Raw genomic sequence first — 22,010 nt, 5'->3', positions numbered from 1 at the left:
GCGTTTATTTAAGTCAAACAATTCCGTAAGGCGCAACACGGTATAAAGCAGGTAGATTTTACCGATAATATAATTTATAATAATTTATAATATAGATAAGGGATAAATATTTCTTTGTCCCTGTTTTAGCGCGCGCTGCTAAAGCTCCTTTTGTAATGCCTTTTTACACTGGAAGGTAATCAAATGCAGGGATTATTCCAACCTTTATTTCAAACAAATCAATTTAAAAGTCTGAGCCTGGGTCTGGACAAGCAACTTAAACGTCAGGCTGTTATTGGCCTGGCAGGTTCCCAGCGCAGTTTTCTAATTGGGGGAGTTGCCCGCCGGCAAAATGTTCCGATACTGGTTGTAACGTCCGGGGACGCCGAAGCGATTGCTTTGGTTGATGAACTCGTTGCTTTTTTACCGGAAAGCAGGATTTGTTATTTCCCTACCTGGCAGCTGCTGCCTTTTCAGGTTCTGGCCCACGACCAGGAGGCGCCTTCCCGGAGGCTGGAGGTACTGGAAGCGTTGGTCAGCGGAGAAAGCCTGATAGTTGTTTCACCAATCGAAGCCCTTCTTAGAAGGTTATCTCCGCCGGATGTTTTTTTGAATACTAAAATCTGTGTAAAAGTGGGGGAAAGAGTTGATCTTAGGGAACTCAAACTCAGACTTTTAAACTTTGGCTATGAATATGTTGATTTAGTTGAGGGGAAGGGTCAGTTCAGCAGCAGGGGCGGCATTATTGATATATTTCCTTTAAATTTTAGGCGCCCTTTCCGAATAGAATTTTTTGACGAAGAAGTGGATTCAATCAGGTTTTTCGATGAGGAATCCCAGAGGTCGGAAGAGAACGTTCAGGAAATAACCTTCTTTGCCGCCAGGGAACTGGTATCTAATGAGGAAATCAGGGCAGCGGCGTTAGAAAGGATAGAAGCTGATTATCATAACCAGTTGAACAAACCTAAGCGGGCCGGTTCCGGCGAAGCGGGCGGTAAACTCGTTGAATTTGCCGAAGCAGTAATCCTGCAGCTGCAGGAGGGATTTTATTCACTGGGATGGGAGCAGCTGCTGCCTTATTTTTATCCCCGGCCTGTAACATTGTTTGACTATTTGCCCGCAGACTGTTCAGTCTTCGTGGATGATCCCGTAAGAATAAAAGAAATTGTTGAAAGCATCGGCAGGGAACGGGAACAGATTTATACGGAACTGATGATTAACGGAAAGGTTCTTCCCATGCAGTCCGGCGGTTATGTTGACTGGCGGTATGTTGAGGAAGCTTTAAGCCGTTTCCGGGTTATCTATCTGTCTTTGCTGCAAAGGCAATCACAGGACGTAATTTCTCAAAACAGTGTGTCTTTTACCACAAAGAGCAGAAGAGCTTTTTACGGGCATTTGGATACTCTTTTTGAGGAAATAAAATATTTCATTAAAATGGGCTGCCTAATTGTCCTGGTAATTGGAAGCAGAAAGCGCGCCCTCCATTTGCAGGAATCCTTAATTGACGCCGGAATTAACCCGCTTACAACGGAAGATCTGAATCAGGAATTAAAACCGGGACAGGTTGTTATAACAACAGGCGCCTTAAACGAGGGATTTGAATTTGTTTCCGGCAACCTGGTGGTAATTACGGAAAAAGAAATTTTCAGCCGCCCGGTGAAAACTCAAAGGGAGCGGCCCCGGCGTTCAAGACAGCTGGAATCGTTTGCCGATTTAAAGGCCGGCGATTTTGTAGTCCATCAAAATCATGGAATCGGCCGTTTCCAAGGGATAGTTTCTCTTGAAATAGAAGATATTCAAAAGGAGTACCTGCTTGTTCAGTACACCGGGGAAGACAGGTTGTATGTGCCTACGGATCAAGTCGGCCTCGTTCAAAAATACCTTGGCGCAGAGGCGGAGACTCCCAGGTTGTCGCGTTTGGGCGGAAGCGAGTGGTCCCGTGTCAAGGGGAGGGTAAAAGAAGCCGTTCGTGAAATGGCGGGTGAACTGCTGGCTTTATATGCCGCCCGTCAAAAGCTGCCCGGTTATGCTTTTAATCCGGATACTGTCTGGCAGCGGGAATTTGAGGCTTCTTTCCCGTACGAGGAAACCCCCGATCAGCTGAGGACCGTTGAGGAAGTTAAGGATGATATGGAAAAAGTAAGGCCGATGGACAGATTGTTATGCGGCGATGTCGGTTATGGTAAAACGGAAGTTGCCTTAAGGGCAGCTTTCAAAGCTGTAACGGAGGGAAAGCAGGTTGCCGTACTGGTTCCTACAACTATTCTCGCCCAACAGCACTACAATACCTTTACGGAACGTTTCAATGGTTTTCCGGTTTCGGTTGAAATGCTCAGCAGGTTTCGATCCGCCCAGGAGCAAAGACAGGTAGTCTCAAACTTGAGCGCCGGCAAAGTTGATGTAGTAATCGGGACCCACCGTCTGGTTCAGGAAGACATTGTCTTTAAAGATTTAGGCCTGGTTGTAGTTGATGAAGAGCAGCGTTTTGGGGTCGCTCATAAAGAAAAACTTAAAAAAATAAAAGAAAATGTTGATGTGCTTACACTGACCGCCACCCCAATTCCACGCACGCTTCATATGTCAATGGCCGGTGTTCGTGACACAAGTCTGATCCAGACCCCCCCGGAGAACCGTTTTCCTGTCCAGACCTATGTCCTTGAAGAAGACACCGTGCTGATCAGGGAGGCGATCCGCAGGGAAATTGGACGCCGGGGCCAGGTTTATTTTGTCCACAACAGGGTTGCCGGCCTTGACAGCTCCGCCTGTTGGCTGCAGGGCCTTGTTCCCGGCGCGAGGATAGTCGTTGCCCATGGTCAGATGCGTGAAGACGAACTGGAGCAGGTTATGTTTGATTTCGTTAATTACGAATATGATGTTTTAGTCTGTACAACGATTATTGAAAACGGGATGGATATACCGAATGTAAATACACTGATTGTCAAGGATGCGCAGAATCTCGGCCTTGCCCAGTTATACCAGCTTCGCGGAAGAGTTGGCAGGTCAAACAAACTGGCTTATGCTTACTTTACTTTTCCTGGAAACCGGATTATTTCTGAAGTGGCGGAAAAAAGGCTGGCGGCAATCCGTGAATTTACCGAATTCGGTTCCGGATATAAAATAGCCATGAAGGATTTGGAAATCCGCGGCGCCGGAAATTTACTGGGGCCTGAACAGCACGGCCATATTGCTGCGGTCGGATTTGATCTTTACTGCCGTTTGTTGGAAGAGGCGGTCATGGAGGCCAAAGGTGAAACTGTCCAGCGTGCGGTTGATACTTCCGTAGAAATGCCTGTTGAGGCTTATATCCCAAGCAGCTATGTTCCTGACCCCGATCAAAAAATTGATCTTTACCGCCGTTTGGCCTCCTTTCGCAGGGAGGATGAAATACTGGACCTGGAGGAAGAGTTGGTTGACCGTTATGGTGATCAGCCGGAGCCGGTACGCAACCTTTTAATGATCACAAGGTGCAAAGCGCTGGCCAGTCAGGCCGGGGTAAAAAACCTCACCGGATATGCAGGCGGCTACCGGATGCAGTTTCACAGTCAGCATTCCTTAAGCGGTGAAAAACTGGTCGCTATTGTCCGTCATTATCAAAATCAGGTCAAATTCAACAACTCCGATGAATTTGAGATCAGGCTGAAAACGAGGATTTCTCCTTTGAACCCTGTCAGTTACTTGGCCTTTATCGAAGACTTTCTGCGCCGCCTTTTGTAAACCTTAAAAAGCCTGCTAAATAAAAGCTTGCCTGACCTTAAGGAATAATTTAGAATATAAGTGGCAGCTGAAAAAGCGAATAACATTGGATTTTTTCGAAATCTGAAATTTATTTCGCAGGTACTGGTAAAAAATGAATAACCTTCTTTCCCTTGTTATATACTATCAATAAAGGATCTATTGCTCAGTTTTTAAAAACAAGGAGGGAGGCTGATCCGTGAAAGCAACTGGTATTGTTCGTCGTATTGATGATTTGGGGCGAGTGGTAATCCCGAAAGAGATCCGCAGAACCTTACGTATCCGTGAGGGCGATCCTTTGGAGATTTTTGTTGACAGAGAAGGCGAAGTAATCCTAAAAAAATATTCACCCATTGGAGAATTAGGGGATTTTGCCAAAGAATATGCCGACTCGCTTTATGAAGCTTTAGGGCATATTGCCTGCATTGCTGACCGGGATATGATAATTGCCGCTGCCGGCGCTCCTAAGAAGGAATATCTCAACAAGCCAATTGGCCCTGCTCTTGAAAAAGCCATGGAAGAACGCAGAACGGTGGTGATCAACAATCCCGGTGAGGATCCGTTTTGTAAAGAATGCATGATTATAGATAATGGTGAATGCAAGTATTCTTCCGAAGTAATCGCGCCGATTATTTGCGGGGGGGATCCTATCGGGGCTGTGATTCTGGCTTCAAAGGAGCCGGAAAAAAGAATGGGTGAACTGGAGCTGAAACTGGCCGAAACGGCAGCCGGGTTTTTAGCCAAACAAATGGAACAATAAAAAAAGGTGGCCGGAGGCCACTTTTTTTAATAGGATTTTAAGCGACCAAATAGTTGCTTAACGTCAGGAATTTGTATATTCATACTTTAAGAAGGCATATTACCGAAAACCTTCTTTCTTAAGAACAAAGGAGAGATAAAATAAAAAATGTTTTCGGCTTCTTGGGAGGGCCAAACACCGCACAAACGAAATTCCCGAATAACAATTGTAGGGTTGGGTCCCGGAGATCCGGGGCAAATTCCCCTGATGGTGTGGGAGGCCTTGAAGCAGGGTGAGCGGATACTCCTTCGTACAGAGGAGCATCCTGTTGTGCCGTGGTTAAAGCAGCAGGGGATACATTTCACCGCTTTTGATAACTTGTACGAAGATGGAATGAACTTTCAGGATGTTTATAGGAAAATAGCTTCCAGTGTGCTTGAGCAGGCCGGCCGGGGGCCTGTTATTTATGCGGTGCCGGGCAGCCCGTTTGTTGCGGAAGAAACAGTGGAGCTTATTGTTCAGCAAGCGGCCTCATTAAACCTGGACGTTGATGTTCTGCCGGCAATGAGCGCTCTCGACGCTATAACAGCAGCACTGGGCATTGATCCTTTAAAAGGGCTTCTTATCCTGGACGGCTCCTTTCTTAAAGGAAAAATTCCCCGGCCAAATATAGGAGGCATAATACTTCAGGTATACAACCGTCTTGTCGCCTCGGATATCAAGCTGCTTTTGATGGAAAGCTATCCGCCTGATTACAAGGTTGTTATTGTCAGGGCCGCAGGAGTTCATGATCTTCAAAGGATTGAAGAGCATCCTCTGTACAGGATAGACCGCCTTGACTGGATAGACCACCTGACCAGTATTTATCTGCCGCCCGGTCCCGAAATCGCAAAAGCCTGTTACCCCATGGACCAGCTTGTTGAGATAATGGAGATCCTGCGTTCCGAGAAAGGCTGCCCCTGGGACAGGGAGCAGACACATAAGACTTTGCGAAAATACGTCCTGGAGGAGTCATATGAGGTTGTTGACGCTATAGAGCAGGAAGATGTGTATAAAATATGTGAGGAACTGGGAGACTTATTACTGCAAATTGTTTTTCATTCCCAACTTGCCAGGGAAGAAGGCGCTTTCGATCTTAATGACGTAATTACCGGGATCATTAAGAAAATGATTGAAAGACATCCCCATGTATTTGGCAATGTTATAGTGACGGACAGCGCTGAAGTAGAATCTAACTGGGAAATGATTAAAAACAGGGAAAGAAGAATAATCCCCAGGGATTCAATTTTAGACGGTGTCCCCAAATACCTCCCGGCCATCTTACGGGCAGGTGATGTACAAGCCAAGGCGTCCAAAGCCGGATTTGACTGGACCGATTACCGCGGGGCAATGGAAAAGGTTAAGGAGGAACTGAAAGAACTGACCTTGGCCATTGCGGAAAACTCTCCTGATGAGATGGAAGCGGAAGCCGGAGACTTGTTTTTTGCCCTGACAAACCTCTCCCGCCTTCTTGGGGTTGATGCGGAGGTGGCCCTTTCCGGAACGGTAAACAGATTTATCAACCGCTTCCATTATATTGAAGAAAAAGCACGGATCAGCAACAAGGAGATTTCCGAATTTTCCCTGGATGAGTTGGACGTTTGGTGGGAAGAAGCAAAAAAGGTAGAAAAGAATAAAAAAAGTAGGAAATATTTTCTTGGCGGAAGGAACTTGTAATTATTATAGCGAATAATAAAAACATACCAAAATCCAATGAGGGGGGTATTTATGAACAAGGCAGAACTAATTGCACAGGTAGCCGAAAAATCGGATCTTACTAAAAAAGATGCAGAAAGGGCGGTTTCAGCCCTGATTGAAGCTGTCGAAGAAGCCCTGGTAAGGGGCGACAGGGTTCAGTTGGTAGGATTCGGGACGTTTGAGATCAGAGAGCGTGCTGCCCGTAAGGGCCGCAATCCCCAGACGGGGCAGGAAATTGATATCGCCGCTACCCGTGTACCTGTGTTTAAGGCCGGAAAATCATTAAGAGAAGTAATTTCCTAAGTTGGAACATCTTTTAAAAACATTTTCATTTTTTTGGTGATTTTGTGCGGGTAGATAAATACTTGAAAGTTTCCCGGTTGATCAAAAGAAGAACAATAGCTAAAGAAGTGTGTGATCGGGGACTGGTCAGTGTAAACGGGCGTGCGGCAAAAGCAGGCGCCGGTGTCAAACCTGGCGATATTGTTGAAATTAGCTTGGGGCGCCGCCGGCTCAAGGTGGAAGTTTGCATGTTGGCGGAGAGTATGCCCGCAAAGCTGGTTTCCCAAATGTACAAAGTCCTTGAAGACAGGAGAATAGGAAACGAGCAAGAAGACTACCTGTAGGGGCCTAAAAGGCCCTCTTTTATTGCTCTTCACAGTAATCAAGAGTTTTTGCGAGGGATCTGTTGATCCCATCTTTTTTTGTTCGCAGAATGCCATAAAATACCTATTATGGTATATTGCGGCATTTGCTTGATAATGCTATAATTAACATAATATACCAGTATTGGAGGTGGTGTGTTATGAGGGACGGTGTGCTTGTTTAGCCCCCTGAGAACTGTCTTAAAAAAGATACCTTAAGTGAGGGCGCCTTGCCCAAAATAACGTCCTTAACATAAAGGACAAGTATAGCAGCAAGGTTATCTTTTTAAAGAGGAAAAAGTTGGCAGGAGGTGTTAAGGTACCTTTTGGTGAACACATATTTTTTTTCCTCCGGGTTAAGAATAAAAACACTTAGTTAGTACAAGGAGGAAAAGAAATTGAAACGGTTCACCGGGATGCTGATCGTTAGTTTTATACTCTGCCTTCTGGTGACGGCGTGCGCCCGCCAGGTTTCCCGCAAGCCGGTTCCTGGCGCCCCGAATAAAGAACCAACTATCTCGATTTACGTGAGCGAGACCGGACAAAAGAAGCAGATTAAGCTTGAGGACTACGTAGCCGGCGTGGTGGCGGCGGAAATGGAACCCGCCTGGCCGGTAAATTCTCTTGCGGCCCAGGCAATCCTGGCTAGAACCTTTACGATGGAAAACATCCAAAGCGGCCGGGTGCGTCAACTGCACGGTACCGATGTATCCACTGATGTACAGGAATCTCAGGCCTATAATTCTTCAAGAATAAACAATCGCGTGCGCCAGGCTGTGAAACTTACCCGCGGTAAAGTGGTCACTTATAATGGTCAGTACATTAAAGCCTGGTTTAATGCCTGCGATGGAGGGATTACAGCCTCCGCGGCCGAGGGGCTCGGTTATACTAAAACGCCAACTCCCTACGTAAAAGCGGGAGTAAAAGATAACTGCCTGTCCATCACAAAACCTGAGAATCGCCTGTGGGAAAAGCGGATACCGATCGAACAGGTTCGCCGGGCGGTTAAAAAAGTAACCGGAAAGGATGCCGGGGCTATTGAATCCGCAAGAGTCGTAAAACGAGGCCCTTCCGGAAGAGTTGAGCAGCTGCAACTCGGAAACGTTACGGTAAGCGCGCCTGCTCTGCGGCTTGCCATAGGCAGCGAGCTGATGCGTTCCACTTTACTTACCGGCGCGGCGGTTAAAGAAGGTTCGTTGGTGCTTAGTGGAAGAGGGTTCGGACATGGGGTAGGGATGTGTCAATGGGGAGCTAAAAAGCTGGCTGAGAAAGGTTCATCACCGGAAGATATTATAAGTTTCTATTATAAGAATATACAGATTAGCAAACTCTGGGAATAACATAGCGGCCCTTAAGGGCCGTTTTTTTTTGCGCATATTCCCCCTTCTCCAAGGCATAAGAATATATAAATCTCGGTAAGGAGAAGGTTAAAATGGAGGAACAGGCCGGAAATAAAGTGATCCTCACCGACCGGAAGGATCTGGCGCTTGCCGGTGTTAAACATGTAGAAAAATTCAACGATGATGAGATTATGCTGGACACCAATATGGGTATTTTATCTCTCAAAGGAGAAGGTTTAAGAATAACTCAACTCGATCTTGAAAAAGGCACGCTTATCGCACAGGGATTTTTTGCACTAATCCAGTTCAAGGAGAAATCCAAAGCTATCCGGAGGACCCGGGAAAAGAATAAGATATTCGGCCGTTTGCGCAAGTGATGGTGGTGATAAATGGCCTTTAGTGAGAGCTTGTTTGCCTTCGCCTGTATTGTTGGAATCGGTTTTATAGCCGGAGCGCTATACGATTTATACAGGGCTTGCGGACGGATTCTGTATATTAAAAAAAGAGCCGTTTTTATAGGCGACCTCCTTTTTTGGTTGTTGTTAACCGCAGGAGTAATTGTTCTTCTTCTTTTGGTTAACCAGGGTGAAGTACGTTTTTATGTTCTTCTGGGATTGGTCCTTGGAGTTTTGTTTTATTCAAAGCTTTTAAGCCGGGTCTTTCATTTGTTTTTTTGCAGAATTTTTAGCCTGCCTGTTTCCGGCTATCGGCATTTTATTAAGACATTAAAAAGGATTTGTAAGATTTTTTTCTTTGTGTAGAAGGATTTTATTATGGAATAAAGAATATTAAAATAAATATGTCAACAAATTGTACAAGTATTGTGGACAATCGGGGTAATATCCTTGCAAATAGAAATTCGAGGCGTTGAGAAACTGAGTTTTCGCGAGCGCCAGGTGGTTGTATTGAAAGAAATGGGGCATTCTAGCGAGCAGATTGCCCAAAAGCTTCGCCTGAGCGCCAGTACGGTGGCAACATTGTTTAACCGTGCCCGCAATAAAGGATATGAGGTAGTTATAGTAATCAGCGGGGGCCTGGGGATTTTTGGCGTAGACGAAGAGGAGGAAAGGGAATCTTGATCTTGTCAATCCGCCGGCAGAAAAGAGAAAGAAACAGCTCACTTAGAATCCTTTCCGGATATAAGAAAAACTTCCGTTTTTCTGTTAGCAAAATCTCGTCTATTATACTTATTATACTGCTGATTTACCTGGTTGTTTCCATTACACTGCAGTTTAAAAAGCTCTATGCGATGCAGAACGAAATGAAGGAAGTTCAACAAAAGGTGGTCGAGCTGCAGGGAAAAAATCTTCAAATGCGCGAGCAGTTAAAACTTGTTCAGTCAGATCAATATATTGAACAAATGGCAAGAGAGAAATTAGGGTTGGTTAAGTCCGGCGAATCCCGGATTATAACCACTCAACCAGATAAAAAACAATAAAGAAGATCTCTTGACACCTTTTTATCCTCCTGCATATAATTTACATAGGTCTTTTCTGGCTTCAAGGAGGATAACTAAAAAGGGTTATGCCGGCTAAAATAGGGAGTGTTATAGAAGGGGTTGTCAAGGGGATCACTAATTTTGGCGCTTTTATTCAACTCCCGGATGGCGAAACGGGTTTAGTTCATATATCGGAAGTTGCCAGAATTTATGTAAGGGACATTAATGACTTTTTAAAAGAAAATGATCGTGTGGCAGTTAAAGTAATCTCGATTGATCCCCGCGGTAAGATAGGCTTGTCCATCAAGCAGGTTGAAATTATAAAAGGGGAAAATAGTTTTCAAAGGGGCAGGCTGGCTGCTTCTTTTGAAGAAAAATTAAATAAGTTTCTTAAAGAAAGTGATGAAAAGCAGACTCACCTCAGGCGCAGCACAGAAGCTAAGCGTGGCGGCCGGGGTTCGGCAAGGCGTGAAGAGTAGAGATAAAACCAGGGGCGTTCTCGAATGCCCCTTAAGTATTATACTATTAAGGAAGATTTATGAGAGTCGCAGTAATTGATATCGGCACAAACTCAACCCGCCTGCTGATCGCGGAAGTAAGCAGTCTGAAAGAAGTAAAACCTCTGCACACCGATCTCGTTACTGCCAGATTGGGTAAGGGAATTGGAACCGCCATACTTATACCCCCGGCAATCAGCAACACTGTGGCCGTAATTGAGGATTATTTAAAAAGGATCCCCGATTGGCAGGTTGAAAAGGTTGTTATCGCAGCAACAAGCGCAGTCCGAAACGCGGTTAACCGTGAGGATTTTCTGAGCGCTGTTTTCGAGAGGACCGGCTTTGAAGTTAAAGTGCTGCCCGGCCCCGAGGAAGCTCTCTTGAGTTACCAGGGAGCGCTGAGCGGATTACGTATGAGTATTGACAGTCCAAACACGGTCGTTATGGACCTTGGCGGCGGAAGTACCGAGTTTACCTGGAAAGAGCGGAACGGGTTGCGCTGCCGGAGTGTGGAGGTTGGCGCGGTACGCGTCACAGAAGGCAGTTTTACTGACGCGGAGATTCTTTCCCTGCTGGTTTCCCCTCTAGAGGAAATACGAAATATTTCTCCTGTAGAACTTATCGGGGTTGGCGGGACAGTAACCACCATCGCGGCCATATCCCTTTCCCTTCGAGTTTATAACCCTTCGCTGGTGCACGGTTTCGACTTATCAGCGGGACAAGTCGAAAAAACGCTATCCTTATTATCCTCTCTTTCGCTTGAAGAACGCCGCTATTTACCGGGACTTCAGCCGGAACGGGCGGATATAATAATAGCGGGAGTGCGGATCGTTAAGCAGATCCTTTTATATTTGGATCTGCTCCGGCTGAAAGTCAGTGAAGCGGATCTCCTGTACGGCATTGCTATTCGGGAGGCAAGCGGCGGGTTGTAATTTGTCGGTAGAAAAATAACGCGTATTACCAGTAATGACAATATATGCCTGTCTCTTATACTATAATCTAAAGTTAAGGGATGCCAACCCTTAATTGAGTGTATAAGAGGTGGGGCTTAAGGTGTCAAACAAGTCTGAAGTTTATCCATTTCGCCGGTCGGGGAAAAAACAGGGGATTAGAAAGAAAAAGCCTGTCAAGCATACTGCCAAAAACAACAAGAACAGCCTGCCCGCCAAAGTTGGAACCTCTGTTTCCGGAAAGCAGTTTTTTCTCCTGGCGGCGGGCTTTTTTCTGGGCAGATCAGTTTTATTCGGTGAACTTGTCCCTTTTGCAGCTGCCTTTGCCGGAGCCGTCGCCATTATTATGCCCGCTTCATCTTTGCTGGCTGTCGTTGGACTTATCCTGGGACTGGCAACGGTTTTTCAGGGACTCTCCCTGATGGTGGACTGCGCGGCGGTAATGCTGGTCTGGATATTCCTTCTCTATTCGCAGGATAATGTTAAAAACCCCTCAATTGTGATCCCAGCCGTGGTTTTTGCGCTCAGCCTGATTCTAAAGATTGGCTGTCTCATCTTTATTGATTTTTCTGCTTATGATTATATCAGCATTACTTTTGAAGCGGTTTTTGCCGGCTTATTTACTTTTATATTTTTAAAAGCTCTTCCTTACTTATCAAGAATAAGCAGTCCGCAAGGCCCGGAGGCCGAAGAACTGCTGTCTGCTTTGATCCTTTTGGCAGGTATCCTGGCGGGCACAAGCGGGCTTGAGTTCAGGGGAGTTTCTCTCCAGGGACTGCTGAGCCGGTTGATCATTCTTGTCCTTGCCTGTGGAGGAGGTATGGGCCAGGGCGCTGTTGCCGGAGCCCTGATGGGAATTATCCCGGGTTTGGCCTATGTGACTGTTCCTGTTTTAACAGGAGTATATTCCTTTGCGGGCTTTGTGGCGGGATTCTGCAGGGGTCTGGGGAAACAGGGAGTTGCGGCGGGTTTTTTAGCCGGCAATCTTATTTTGCTTATTTACATTAAAAACTTCGGGAATCTGATCGCCGCAGTCATTGAAAGCTGTTTGGCCATTGTTTTATTTTTTTTATTTCCATCCCGAAAAATTGAGCAGCTTGCGGAGTCTTTTTCCCTGATTATATCCGGGAATACAGCTCCTCTTTCAACCGGCGGCAGGTTGGAGGGGTTGATTAGAAAAAGGCTGAGTAAATGGTCGTGTGTTTTGAAAGATCTTTCACTGGGGTATGCTCAAACTTGCGCGGCTGCCCCGGAAGAACGCCGCGAGCCTGCGCTTCAGGCTCTTTTCAGGGAAATAGGTCAAAAGGTATGCAACGGCTGCGGCATATATCAAATCTGCTGGGAGCGGAAATTTTATCTTACCTATCAGAGCCTGTTGGATGCCTTCGCCCAGGTTGAACTGTACGGACAGGTAACGGTTTCAGATTTGCCGGAGTTTTTAAAAAGGCGCTGTACGCGGGCCAGGGAACTGGCCATAACAATATCGTGTCTGTATGATACATACAAATTAAACCTCTACTGGACCAAGCGTGTTCTGGAAAGCAAGGAAATAGTTTCCGAGCAGCTCAAGGGTATGTCTGAAATAGTTGAAGATATGTCTTCAGAACTGCAGTTGGAAGTCCGGGAGTTTGCCGGCAGGGAAGTATATCTGAAGGACAAGCTGAAGCGTTCGGGCATTCCGGTTACCGATGTCAAAATGTCCCGTAATGATGATTATGGTATTGAGGTGGGTATAAGCAGACTGCCCTGCGCAGATAACCTTGATTGCTCTGCAAGGCTGATCCCGGCTATTTCACGTTTCTTTAAAGGACCTTTATCGGCGCCGTCGGTTAATTGCGCAGGCCCCCTGGGGGAAGACCTTTGTTTTTTAAGGTTATATCCCGGACTCAAATACCAGGCCAAAGTAGGCATCGCCAAAATAGGCAAGGGAGGAAACGTTGTCTGTGGCGACAGTCACGCTTTTGTTCATTTAAAAGGGGGAGAGTTTGCCTTCATGTTGAGCGACGGGATGGGCGCCGGAGAGAGCGCGGCGCTTGAAAGCGGCGCCGCCCTGGCTTTGCTGAAGAATCTTCTGGAATCGGGCTTGGGCCGGGAACTGGCTGTTAAAACTGTAAACTCTCTGATGATGTTAAGGTTCCCCGGGGACAGTTTCGCTACGGTTGATTTAATAATTCTTGATTTGTATACCGGGCAGGCTGAGTTTACAAAAATTGGCGCTCCGCCGAGTTTCCTGAAGCAGGGTAAAAGAGTTAATTCAGTCAGGGCTAATTCGCTTCCAGTGGGGATTATAAAAGATATTGATGTTGTAACCGTTTCAAGAAGGCTTACACCGGGTGATCTTGTGGTTATGGTAAGCGATGGGATGCTGGACATCTACAGCGGGCCTGCCGGCAAGGAAAATTGGCTGAGGGATGTAATTCAAGGGGCGGGTGAAATTGAACCGCAGGATCTTGCGGACCTGCTCCTGAATTTAGCCGTTACCAGCGTTGGAGGGGCGGATAGGATTCCCGACGACATATCTATATTGACGGTATGTTTTGAAAAAAGAAGCTTTGATAAAAAAATGGAGGGAAAAGCGTATCAGTGTGGAAATATATAGTATAAAATGTATAAAATTTTGTGTTAAGGTGTCGATTTTTGGCTGGAATTGACTTGGTTAAACGGGTTAGATTGCTGATCGAGAAAATGGGAATGCTAAAACCCGGAGACAAGGTTTTAATCGGTGTCTCCGGGGGGCCTGATTCAATCGCCTTGCTGCACGTTTTGTGGGTTTTGAAGGATGACTTGCAGATAGTCCCGGTCGTCGCCCACCTGAACCATCAGCTCCGGGGCGAGGAGGCGGAAGAGGACGCCCGTTCGGTCAGGGAGTTTTCAAAAAAATTGGAGCTGCCCTGTTATATAGAAGAAGCTGATGTGAAAAGCTATCATAAAAACTCGGGTTTATCTCTTCAGGAGGCGTGCAGGGAAATTCGTTTTTCTTTCTTCGGACAGCTTGCCGGCAAGTTGGGCGCCGGCAGGGTAGCCCTGGGACATCACGCGGACGATCAGGCGGAAACGATCCTTCTCAACTTTCTGCGCGGCGCCGGCATAAGCGGCTTAAAAGGCATTTCTTATGTACGCGGCCTGTTTATCCGCCCGCTCCTGGAAATACGCCGCAAGGAAATAGAAGAATATTGCCTTCAGCAACAGTTGCCTGTCAGGCAGGACAGCTCGAATCTGAAACCTGTTTATACCCGGAATCGTATTCGCTTGAATTTGCTGCCTTTGCTGGAACGCGAATATAACCCTCAAATAATCCAGACGCTGGTGCAGTTGGGCAATCTTTGCAGCGAAGAGGATTCTTACCTTGAGGAACTGGCCCTGATTAATCTGGGAAAAATAAAAGTAAACGGGAAGAACGGTACGGTTGTTTTAGATAATAATATGCTGCGAGCCTTATCTGCCCCGCTCTGCCGGCGCGTGTTGCGTCTGGCCTGGAATGAGGTAACCGGAAAGACGAAGGAACTTTCTTACCACCATGTCGAAAAACTGATGGAATTATTGCACAAAAAAGCCGGCGGGCGGGTTATGATTCTTCCAAGGGGAATCCGTGCGCTGAAGACTAACAATGTTCTGCAGTTTTTCCGGGAAGCGGAACCGGTTCCCGTACTTCCCTACAGGCGCCCTTTAATTGTACCCGGTGTGACTTATGTTCCCGAAATAGATCTTTGTATTCAAGCGGAAATAATCGACATCAAGGATGCCCCGCCGTTTTCCGAAATATCTCCCAATGAAGCCCTGCTCGATTATAACCTTATTAAATACCCCCTCTATGTGCGCAGACGTTTGGAAGGGGATGTTTTTTCTCCTTTTGGGCTGGGCGGGACGCTGAAGCTTAAAAAGTTTTTAATTGACAGCAAGATAGCCCGTTATAAACGGGACAGGATTCCATTGGTGGTCAGCGGGGACGATATTGTCTGGGTTGGCGGCCTGCGTTTATCCCGGGACTGGAAAGTTTCCGGCGGGACTGTCAGCTGTCTTTATCTTCAGATTCTGGGAAGCTCCGCAACAATGGCATAATTGAAACAAAGTACGGGATGTGTTACAATTTTTATTAATTGACCTCCCTAATGTAAAGTATTTTCAGAGTAGCTAGCAAGCAAGAACCGTCCCTACTTGCTAAGGATAGTATAAACTAAGAAGGAGTGGCTTTATTGAACAGGATTCTCAAGAACCTCAGTATTTATTTGCTAATCCTGTTGGTAATCATAGCTCTGCTTAAATACGCGCAGCCTCAAAACGTTGACGTAAAGACCTGGCGTTATGATCAGTTTCTTGATTTCGTAAATCAGGGGCAGGTACAGGAGGTTACTATCCAGGCCAAGGATACAACCAATTTAATTACCGGCACAAAAAAGGACGGCGTGAAGTTTAAAACAACCGGCTTAAAGAACGATGCCGATCTAATCACGCTCCTCTCGGAGAAAAAGGTCAAGTTTACCACGCAAGAAGCGCCTCCGCCGGGTTTATGGACAAATATCCTGACAGGTATTTTACCGATCCTCATCTTTGTCCTGCTCTTCTTTTTTATGATGCAGCAGACACAGGGCGGCGGCAACAGGGTGATGTCGTTTGGGAAGAGCAGGGCTAAGCTGCACACTGACGAAAGAAAAAAAGTTACTTTTGCAGATGTTGCCGGCGCCGATGAGGCAAAAGAAGAGCTTATCGAACTGGTTGAATTTCTGAAGAGCCCTAAAAAATTTACCGAGCTCGGAGCTCGTATCCCCAGGGGGGTGCTGCTCTTCGGCGCTCCCGGAACAGGAAAAACCCTTCTTGCCAAAGCTGTTGCCGGGGAGGCGGGAGTGCCTTTTTTCAGCATCAGCGGTTCCGATTTTGTAGAGATGTTCGTCGGCGTCGGAGCTTCACGGGTACGGGATCTGTTTGAACAGGCCAAGAAAAATGCTCCCTGTATCGTCTTTATTGATGAAATTGACGCGGTGGGCCGTCAGAGAGGGGCAGGCCTGGGAGGAGGGCATGACGAGAGGGAGCAGACCTTGAACCAGCTTCTCGTGGAAATGGATGGTTTCAGCCCCAATGAGGGGATTATTGTTATCGCGGCTACCAACAGGCCTGATATCCTGGATCCGGCTCTGCTGCGTCCCGGCAGGTTTGACCGGGAGGTAACCGTCGACATACCGGACATTACCGGACGCAAAGAAATTTTAAAGGTCCATGTCAAGGGCAAACCCCTAAGTGACGATGTAGACCTGGATATTCTGGCCAGGCGCACACCCGGCTTTACAGGAGCGGATCTGGCCAACCTGGTCAATGAAGCTGCTTTATTAGCTGCCCGCGTCGGTAAAAAAGAAATCGGCATGCGGGAGTTGGAAAGCTCTATTGAGCGTGTGATTGCAGGTCCCGAAAAAAAGTCCAAAGTCATCAGCGAGAAGGAGAAAAAGCTTGTCTCCTATCACGAGGCCGGGCATGCCGTGGTCGGATACCTGCTGCCAAATACTGATCCGGTACACAAAGTTTCCATCATACCGAGAGGCCGCGCAGGAGGCTACACGCTGCTTCTGCCCAAGGAAGACCGTTATTATATGACAAAATCCATGCTGCTTGATCAGGTGACTATGCTTCTTGCCGGCAGGGTCGCCGAGGATCTTGTTCTGGGGGAGATCAGCACCGGCGCACAGAATGATTTGGAGCGTTCTACCGAGATTGTCCGGCGAATGATTATGGAATACGGAATGAGTGAAAACCTTGGCCCTCTGACTCTGGGCCGCAAGCAGGAAACAATATTCCTGGGCCGTGACCTGGCGCGGGACCGCAACTACGGAGAAGAAGTTGCGGCCGCAATCGACAAGGAAGTGCACAGGGTTGTGGAAATTAACTATAACCTGGCTAAGGAAATTTTGAAGAAGCATATCAATGCCCTGCATTTGACAGCCAATACTTTAATGGAAAAAGAGACGCTGGAAGCCGAAGAGTTTGACGCCCTGATGAAACAGGCCGGGGAGGAAGAAAACAAGGCTTAAATTAAAAGACCGCTGCCTGATTATTAAAGAAGCGGTTTTTTAGGCAGGGACCAGAGAGCGATCCCTGCAGATCAGGCCTTTCGCTAAAAGATAAAAACCAGTTCCGGGGGAGATGACAGTGATGTAAAGCAATTGCCGCACAAATAATAAAAAACCGATGAAGGGGACAATCAAAAGAAAAAAAGGAGTTATATAACTATGTATCGTTTAAAGATATTCCTGGTTTTTGCAGCAGTCATGGTTTTTTTCCAAAGCGTTTTCTTTCCGGCGCCTGGAATGGCCCGCCAGATTCATGTGAATGTCAATGGTCAGATTCTTAACAGCTCCGATATTCTCATCGAGAATGGACATACATTGGTTTCCTGCAGGGTGTTTTCAGAACAACTGGGGGCTGAAGTAAAATGGAACGCCGTTACCAGAACCGTAACTATAACAAGAAAGCAGGATATTATCCGCTTAACCCCCGGCAGCGCGACGGCATTTAAGAACGGCGCGAAAATCAATTTGGATGTCAGCGCAATAATCATCGGAGGACGGCTTTACGTGCCCCTGAAAGCGCTCGCGGAGTCTTTGGGCGCCAAAGTAGTCTGGGATGAAGCAAGGTCAACAGTCCTGGTCGACAACGGTTATTGTCCGGTCTGCGTTTCTTTAAAAAAATAAACACGCTAATTCAAAAATTATAGGGGGTACTTGAGATTTCAGAAAAAAAATTATTGCTTCCCTTGACCATGTGGGCTGCGCTGCTTTCTCTTTTGAATGCCGCTCTTTTGCTTTATCTGTATTTCAATGGTTTTTTCACTCCTTTGTCACAGTTGTTTTGCTACACAAGAAGCTGCAGCGAGCCGGTTCTGCTTGTTGCAAGAAAAGTTTCTTTCGCCCTTGCGGGCGCATCTGCCGCCGCCTTGCTGGTTATTTTCAGCTTCTTTGCCCGGCAAAGCAGGTGGTGTCAGGTTTTCGCCCTTCTTTTAGCCCTTTTTAGCGCATTCATCTGCTCCGCCCTGATCATTTATCAGTCACAGATATTAAAGAGTTTCTGTGTTTTTTGCCTGATTTCTTCCGGTCTTTTCTTCCTTACCCTGGTTATTCTGTACGTAGATTTAATAAACCATAGACCAGGCCGCCAGCTTGGCGGAGGTTAATTTTTTATAAATAAATTAAATGTGAGCGGCGGCGCTATATAAAAAAATGAGCTGAATAAACTGAAAGCAGGATTGTTTAATTGTTTAATTAATTAGCAATTCTTTTTAAAGTAAAAACAGCAATAAATTTTTTAAAAGAACTGGAACTTTTTTCTGACTGTCGGTGTCTAAATAAGTATGGATTAGTAGATCAATGGTAAAGGAGGAAAGTATCTCATAACTTTTCAGGTGATATTTCCTCCGGTCCAAACAATATAAAAAGTGTGGGAGATTGATTGAAAAAGATATCGATTATCAGCGAGCGGCGCCATTGATTTCCTCCGGGTGGGGGCTGGTTGAAATTACCTGCAAAATAATCATTTTTCCAGAAGGATTTCCAATTTATTTCTCGAAGTTATGATAGATATGTAAATTAAGGGATCTTGCCCAGCAGGCAGCCATAAGAAGAATTATTTGGGGTAATGTTTTCCAGATATAGGTGTTCTTGACCTATAAGAAAGAGCATAAGTATTTTAGGATCCGGAGATCTTGCTGATTGCCTTTGCTTAAGTGTAATTAAGCAAAGGTTTATCATAGTTTTTGAAGGAGGTGGTTACTCAGAGGCAGGGAATGGAGTTTGAAGAAAGAGCGGCAGTAGTTTAGCAGTAGTTTTTTAAAGAAAAGTTACCACGCGTGATGTTACTATTTCTTATAAGGAGGGATATCTTAGTGACAAAAAGGGTAACCAAGTGGGGCAGAATAGCCGTTATCCTGGCAATAATTGCCTTATCCTGTTTTATTTTTGCCGGCATAGCCCTTGCCGAGAGCATCAATATGGTAGCTGGCGACAACCCGATAACCGGCGGCCCGAGCTATGTGGTTAAGGCTGACCATACCTATGCTTACACCGTCACGGGCACAAATATGGATATTGATGTGAATCTCTTTGCCGAGGGCAATCTCCTTGGTAAACTGGCAACTGCACCGGACGGCTCGACTCTCAACAGCATAGTTCTTGATTTTCCATTTGGCCCGATGCGTTACAGCACTGCAGCAGATCCGGCGGTAAATGACGCTAATGAGGCTATTGACCCGGCTTACACTCCCACGACAATCGACCCGGAGGATCACAACCTGGACGGCCTTCAGGGCAAGTCCGTAGATGTCTGGGTTACAGTGAACGGCGTTGAATATCTGACAAAGGTAATACCGGACCTTCGTGAGAACATAACCCTGAGTGACGGTTCGGTAATCGACCGTGTATACCTGACTGTTGAGAGACAGTTAATCCCGGCAATCGGCAAGGTAACCGACTTTAGGATTGAAAGGCTGGTTGTTCACAACACGAAAGCCCCGAAAGAGGATTATTGCGTTAATATCAAACACAGCAAGAGCTGCTTTACGCCTAAATGCCTGAACCTGGATGTGGTTCTGACAGTTGGCAGGATATCTATTGATACCATTGATGATTGTAAAGTAGCGGGCGCCAGAGTAAACGTCACAGGTCATGTATTCAGGACGGAGGGTGGTTACCTCCTGGATGAATTTGGGCAGCAAACGGAAACATGGCTTGATTACCCGTGGCCGCTTACCACATGGCCGGTTATTATTGAATATGTCGTGCAAACTACCAATCCTGTATACCCGCCGTGCGCTCTTTGCCCGGCTGGCACACCGTACTTTGTACCGGCATGTGTAAGCGATCCCAACCTGGGCGATATTGTAGACAATGGCTGCCTTGGTGAACCGTATACGCATCAAGATCCCAGTTCAGGCGATTGCATTGCGCCTGTGATCACACACACGGTCAATGTAACCGATCCCATTACGCATCTAATTATTGACAGGGGTTTCTTCGAAGCTTCGATCGTGGTCCCGGGTGTCGCTGGCGTAAGTCATAGCATCGTGGCCAGGACCATCGAAGTTAAAGATACCCCACAGGATGCAAGCGTCCAATACTACTTTGACACCGCCGACTATCTGGTGCCGGTGGAGTCTCTGGAGGATATGGCCTATGTAAGAGAAACAGACGACAACCATTTCCTCCGCGGCTTTTTCAACGAGGATTTAGAAGCTCTTGAACATGCCTGGGTCTATTCCGATCCGGAAACTATTTTACCTGTGGCCGGCGATCCCAAGTACATCACCGTCACCCAGGTAGGTACTCAGGTGGACTGCAGCGCATATGTACCCGTGCGTATTATCCTGCGTGATAAATTTGGCAACGCAACGCCGAATAAAGTACCCTGCGGGGATAATTTAGCCGCTCTGAAGATTGATTTAAAGAGCATAGTATGTGACCCCGATGACCCAACCGGCACAATTAACCCCGAGGCGCCATTCGGCACAATTCTTGACGGCAATGACTCGGGAGCGCATGAAATTGACTACACGCAGATCGCGCCCGGCGCATCTGAAGTTACAGTCTATTTCAAGGCCGACGAGGGCGGTAATGTAAGAATTATAGCCGGCGCCATTATCAACGGTGTGAACCAGCTTGATGCAATCTGCTGCCTGGAAGTAAACTGCCTGATATGCATTCTTGAGGTTACACCGCTGGTTCCCTGCGATCAGATTCCAAGTCAGTACCTCAATGACCCCAATTACGAAGAACCCGCCAAGGCCGGTTGGCCGGTAAAGATATCTGTACATTACGATCCGAGGTTACTCGGAACGATTCTGGCAGATCCTAACCGCACTTCCGCCACCCTGCGTGTTGAGCTGTTAGATTCGTCTCTGCAAACTGTTATTAGCGAAGCTTCCTGGGATCTTGAGGCCTTTACGGATGGCAACAGGCTGGCCTTTAACATGGCCGGCAGCAAAGGAAATAATGACACCTACCTCCATCCCAATATAAATGAGACCAAGTCCGACTTCTTTGTCTACGTGCCGTGGAGTTACTGCGGTCCGTTAGCAGTGAAGGTTGTCGACCCCGAAAAGCACGTTTGGGGCACCAAACTAATTACTTACAACAGCCCCGTTGAACTGGTGCGTGTATTAAGGCCGAATACCTGGCAGCTTATTTCCACACCGAAGGAACTGGCCGGCGCCGGCACTATGAGCGCCCTGCTGGGCGGATCATACTTCTCCGACATGCTGATTTACGACAAGAACTTACCTGGCGGGCCGTGGGCGCAGATTACTGACCCGGCTTACCAGTTGAGGCCGCAGTACGGCTACGTGCTTAATATGACTCAGGACTGGACCAATGGCGGTTACTGCACATCCAATGATTGCGGTTCCGAAAGTTGTGTTCAGGCAAGATATGTCTTCGCCCGCTCCACAGGTGTGGAAATGCCCGGTTCGCGTCCGCTGAACCTTGGCTGGAACTTGGTGGGACCGTCCTTTAGTGAGGACATTCATTATCGGGCTGGCGAGCAGCTTACAACCGCATATGGCACGGTAACATACCCCTGCCCGCCGAATACTGAATGCGTCTGTGGTGACGCGCTGACCCAGGGAGATACACTTTCCCGGATGCTGGGATCAGCCTGCGCCGACTGCAAGACTCTGGTCAACTGGGGCGGCAAAGGTCTGAACAGCTTTACCTCGCCCGGTCCGTACGGTCCTGTGGCTATTACATTACAAGGCGCCCCGAATTCAATGGGCAACCTGGGGGCCTTCGAAGCAGCAAGCGTCAACGGCAACACATATGGCGGCTATTATGTAGACTCCTCGCTATACGGGTTCAACGGTGACGCATACTGGCTGTATATAACTTCGCCGCAGACCCTGACTTCAAACACAATTCTGAAATCGGCGGATGTCCAGCCTTAAAAAAACAGCACATCTGTTTTTAAAAAGATCGTTTCCAGTACC

The 22,010-nt window shown here is 47.0% G+C and carries 18 protein-coding genes; all 18 read left to right on the top strand.

The genetic code is table 11. The features are described 5' to 3' along the window. Positions 1–183 precede the first annotated feature (183 nt). The 18 genes from mfd to DEH07_09365 all read left to right on the top strand — a co-directional run bounded on the left by mfd (position 184) and on the right by DEH07_09365 (position 21,968). Positions 184–3,693, top strand: a complete 3,510-nt coding sequence (mfd, locus tag DEH07_09450; protein HBY04724.1) for a transcription-repair coupling factor — start codon at positions 184–186, stop codon at positions 3,691–3,693. A 217-nt stretch (positions 3,694–3,910) separates the two neighbouring features. Then, the gene (spoVT, locus tag DEH07_09445; protein ID HBY04723.1) at positions 3,911–4,471 is read left to right on the top strand and encodes a stage V sporulation protein T; all 561 of its coding nucleotides are present in this window, start codon (positions 3,911–3,913) and stop codon (positions 4,469–4,471) included. Positions 4,472–4,618: 147 nt separating this feature from the next. Next, positions 4,619–6,166 carry a nucleoside triphosphate pyrophosphohydrolase gene (locus DEH07_09440; protein ID HBY04722.1) on the top strand — a complete coding sequence of 516 codons (1,548 nt, stop codon included), beginning with the start codon at positions 4,619–4,621 and terminating at the stop codon, positions 6,164–6,166. A 51-nt stretch (positions 6,167–6,217) separates the two neighbouring features. Further along, positions 6,218–6,490 (top strand): integration host factor subunit alpha, encoded by a 273-nt coding sequence (locus DEH07_09435; protein ID HBY04721.1) that lies wholly within the window; start codon positions 6,218–6,220, stop codon positions 6,488–6,490. A 44-nt stretch (positions 6,491–6,534) separates the two neighbouring features. Continuing rightward, on the top strand, positions 6,535–6,813 hold the full coding sequence (locus DEH07_09430; protein HBY04720.1) for an RNA-binding protein: 279 nt from the start codon (positions 6,535–6,537) through the stop codon (positions 6,811–6,813). Between the two features lie 434 nt (positions 6,814–7,247). Next, entirely contained in the window at positions 7,248–8,171 is a 924-nt protein-coding gene (locus DEH07_09425; protein HBY04719.1) for a stage II sporulation protein SpoIID, read from the top strand. A 92-nt stretch (positions 8,172–8,263) separates the two neighbouring features. Continuing rightward, positions 8,264–8,548 (top strand): sporulation protein YabP, encoded by a 285-nt coding sequence (yabP, locus tag DEH07_09420; GenBank protein ID HBY04718.1) that lies wholly within the window; start codon positions 8,264–8,266, stop codon positions 8,546–8,548. 12 nt (positions 8,549–8,560) lie between these two features. After that, positions 8,561–8,932 carry a hypothetical protein gene (locus tag DEH07_09415; protein HBY04717.1) on the top strand — a complete coding sequence of 124 codons (372 nt, stop codon included), beginning with the start codon at positions 8,561–8,563 and terminating at the stop codon, positions 8,930–8,932. Positions 8,933–9,016: 84 nt separating this feature from the next. Next, positions 9,017–9,250, top strand: coding sequence for an RNA polymerase subunit sigma-70 (locus tag DEH07_09410; protein ID HBY04716.1), 234 nt, complete (start codon positions 9,017–9,019; stop codon positions 9,248–9,250). Beyond that, positions 9,244–9,609: a septum formation initiator gene (locus tag DEH07_09405; protein ID HBY04715.1), complete on the top strand. Its 366-nt coding sequence runs from the start codon at positions 9,244–9,246 to the stop codon at positions 9,607–9,609. The genes DEH07_09410 and DEH07_09405 overlap by 7 nt, the downstream gene beginning before the upstream one ends. An 86-nt stretch (positions 9,610–9,695) precedes the next feature. After that, positions 9,696–10,088: an RNA-binding protein S1 gene (locus DEH07_09400; protein ID HBY04714.1), complete on the top strand. Its 393-nt coding sequence runs from the start codon at positions 9,696–9,698 to the stop codon at positions 10,086–10,088. Between the two features lie 59 nt (positions 10,089–10,147). After that, positions 10,148–11,038, top strand: coding sequence for a phosphatase (locus DEH07_09395; GenBank protein ID HBY04713.1), 891 nt, complete (start codon positions 10,148–10,150; stop codon positions 11,036–11,038). Between the two features lie 109 nt (positions 11,039–11,147). Further along, positions 11,148–13,655, top strand: coding sequence for a stage II sporulation protein E (gene spoIIE, locus DEH07_09390; protein HBY04712.1), 2,508 nt, complete (start codon positions 11,148–11,150; stop codon positions 13,653–13,655). A 71-nt stretch (positions 13,656–13,726) separates the two neighbouring features. Next, a complete protein-coding gene (gene tilS, locus DEH07_09385; protein ID HBY04711.1) occupies positions 13,727–15,115 on the top strand; it encodes a tRNA lysidine(34) synthetase TilS in 1,389 nt (462 codons plus the stop codon). A gap of 134 nt (positions 15,116–15,249) precedes the next feature. Then, a complete protein-coding gene (locus tag DEH07_09380; protein HBY04710.1) occupies positions 15,250–17,073 on the top strand; it encodes a cell division protein FtsH in 1,824 nt (607 codons plus the stop codon). A gap of 198 nt (positions 17,074–17,271) precedes the next feature. Next, a complete protein-coding gene (locus DEH07_09375) occupies positions 17,272–17,733 on the top strand; it encodes a hypothetical protein (GenBank protein HBY04709.1) in 462 nt (153 codons plus the stop codon). A gap of 53 nt (positions 17,734–17,786) precedes the next feature. Further along, positions 17,787–18,212, top strand: coding sequence for a hypothetical protein (locus tag DEH07_09370; protein HBY04708.1), 426 nt, complete (start codon positions 17,787–17,789; stop codon positions 18,210–18,212). 708 nt (positions 18,213–18,920) lie between these two features. Next, positions 18,921–21,968, top strand: coding sequence for a hypothetical protein (locus DEH07_09365; protein HBY04707.1), 3,048 nt, complete (start codon positions 18,921–18,923; stop codon positions 21,966–21,968). The last annotated feature ends 42 nt before the right edge of the window (positions 21,969–22,010 follow it).

This window comes from Desulfotomaculum sp. (assembly GCA_003513005.1).
Taxonomy (GTDB): domain Bacteria; phylum Bacillota; class Desulfotomaculia; order Desulfotomaculales; family Nap2-2B; genus 46-80.
This window is presented reverse-complemented; position numbering and strand designations above follow the sequence as displayed.

Excerpts from the sequence above, each read along its gene's own strand:
- mfd (HBY04724.1), top strand. The coding sequence starts at position 184 with ATGCAGGGATTATTCCAACCTTTATTTCAAACAAATCAATTTAAAAGT.
- DEH07_09440 (HBY04722.1), top strand. The coding sequence starts at position 4,619 with ATGTTTTCGGCTTCTTGGGAGGGCCAAACACCGCACAAACGAAATTCC.
- DEH07_09435 (HBY04721.1), top strand. The coding sequence starts at position 6,218 with ATGAACAAGGCAGAACTAATTGCACAGGTAGCCGAAAAATCGGATCTT.
- DEH07_09425 (HBY04719.1), top strand. The coding sequence starts at position 7,248 with ATGCTGATCGTTAGTTTTATACTCTGCCTTCTGGTGACGGCGTGCGCC.
- yabP (HBY04718.1), top strand. The coding sequence starts at position 8,264 with ATGGAGGAACAGGCCGGAAATAAAGTGATCCTCACCGACCGGAAGGAT.
- DEH07_09415 (HBY04717.1), top strand. The coding sequence starts at position 8,561 with ATGGCCTTTAGTGAGAGCTTGTTTGCCTTCGCCTGTATTGTTGGAATC.
- DEH07_09400 (HBY04714.1), top strand. The coding sequence starts at position 9,696 with ATGCCGGCTAAAATAGGGAGTGTTATAGAAGGGGTTGTCAAGGGGATC.
- DEH07_09395 (HBY04713.1), top strand. The coding sequence starts at position 10,148 with ATGAGAGTCGCAGTAATTGATATCGGCACAAACTCAACCCGCCTGCTG.
- DEH07_09375 (HBY04709.1), top strand. The coding sequence starts at position 17,272 with ATGTATCGTTTAAAGATATTCCTGGTTTTTGCAGCAGTCATGGTTTTT.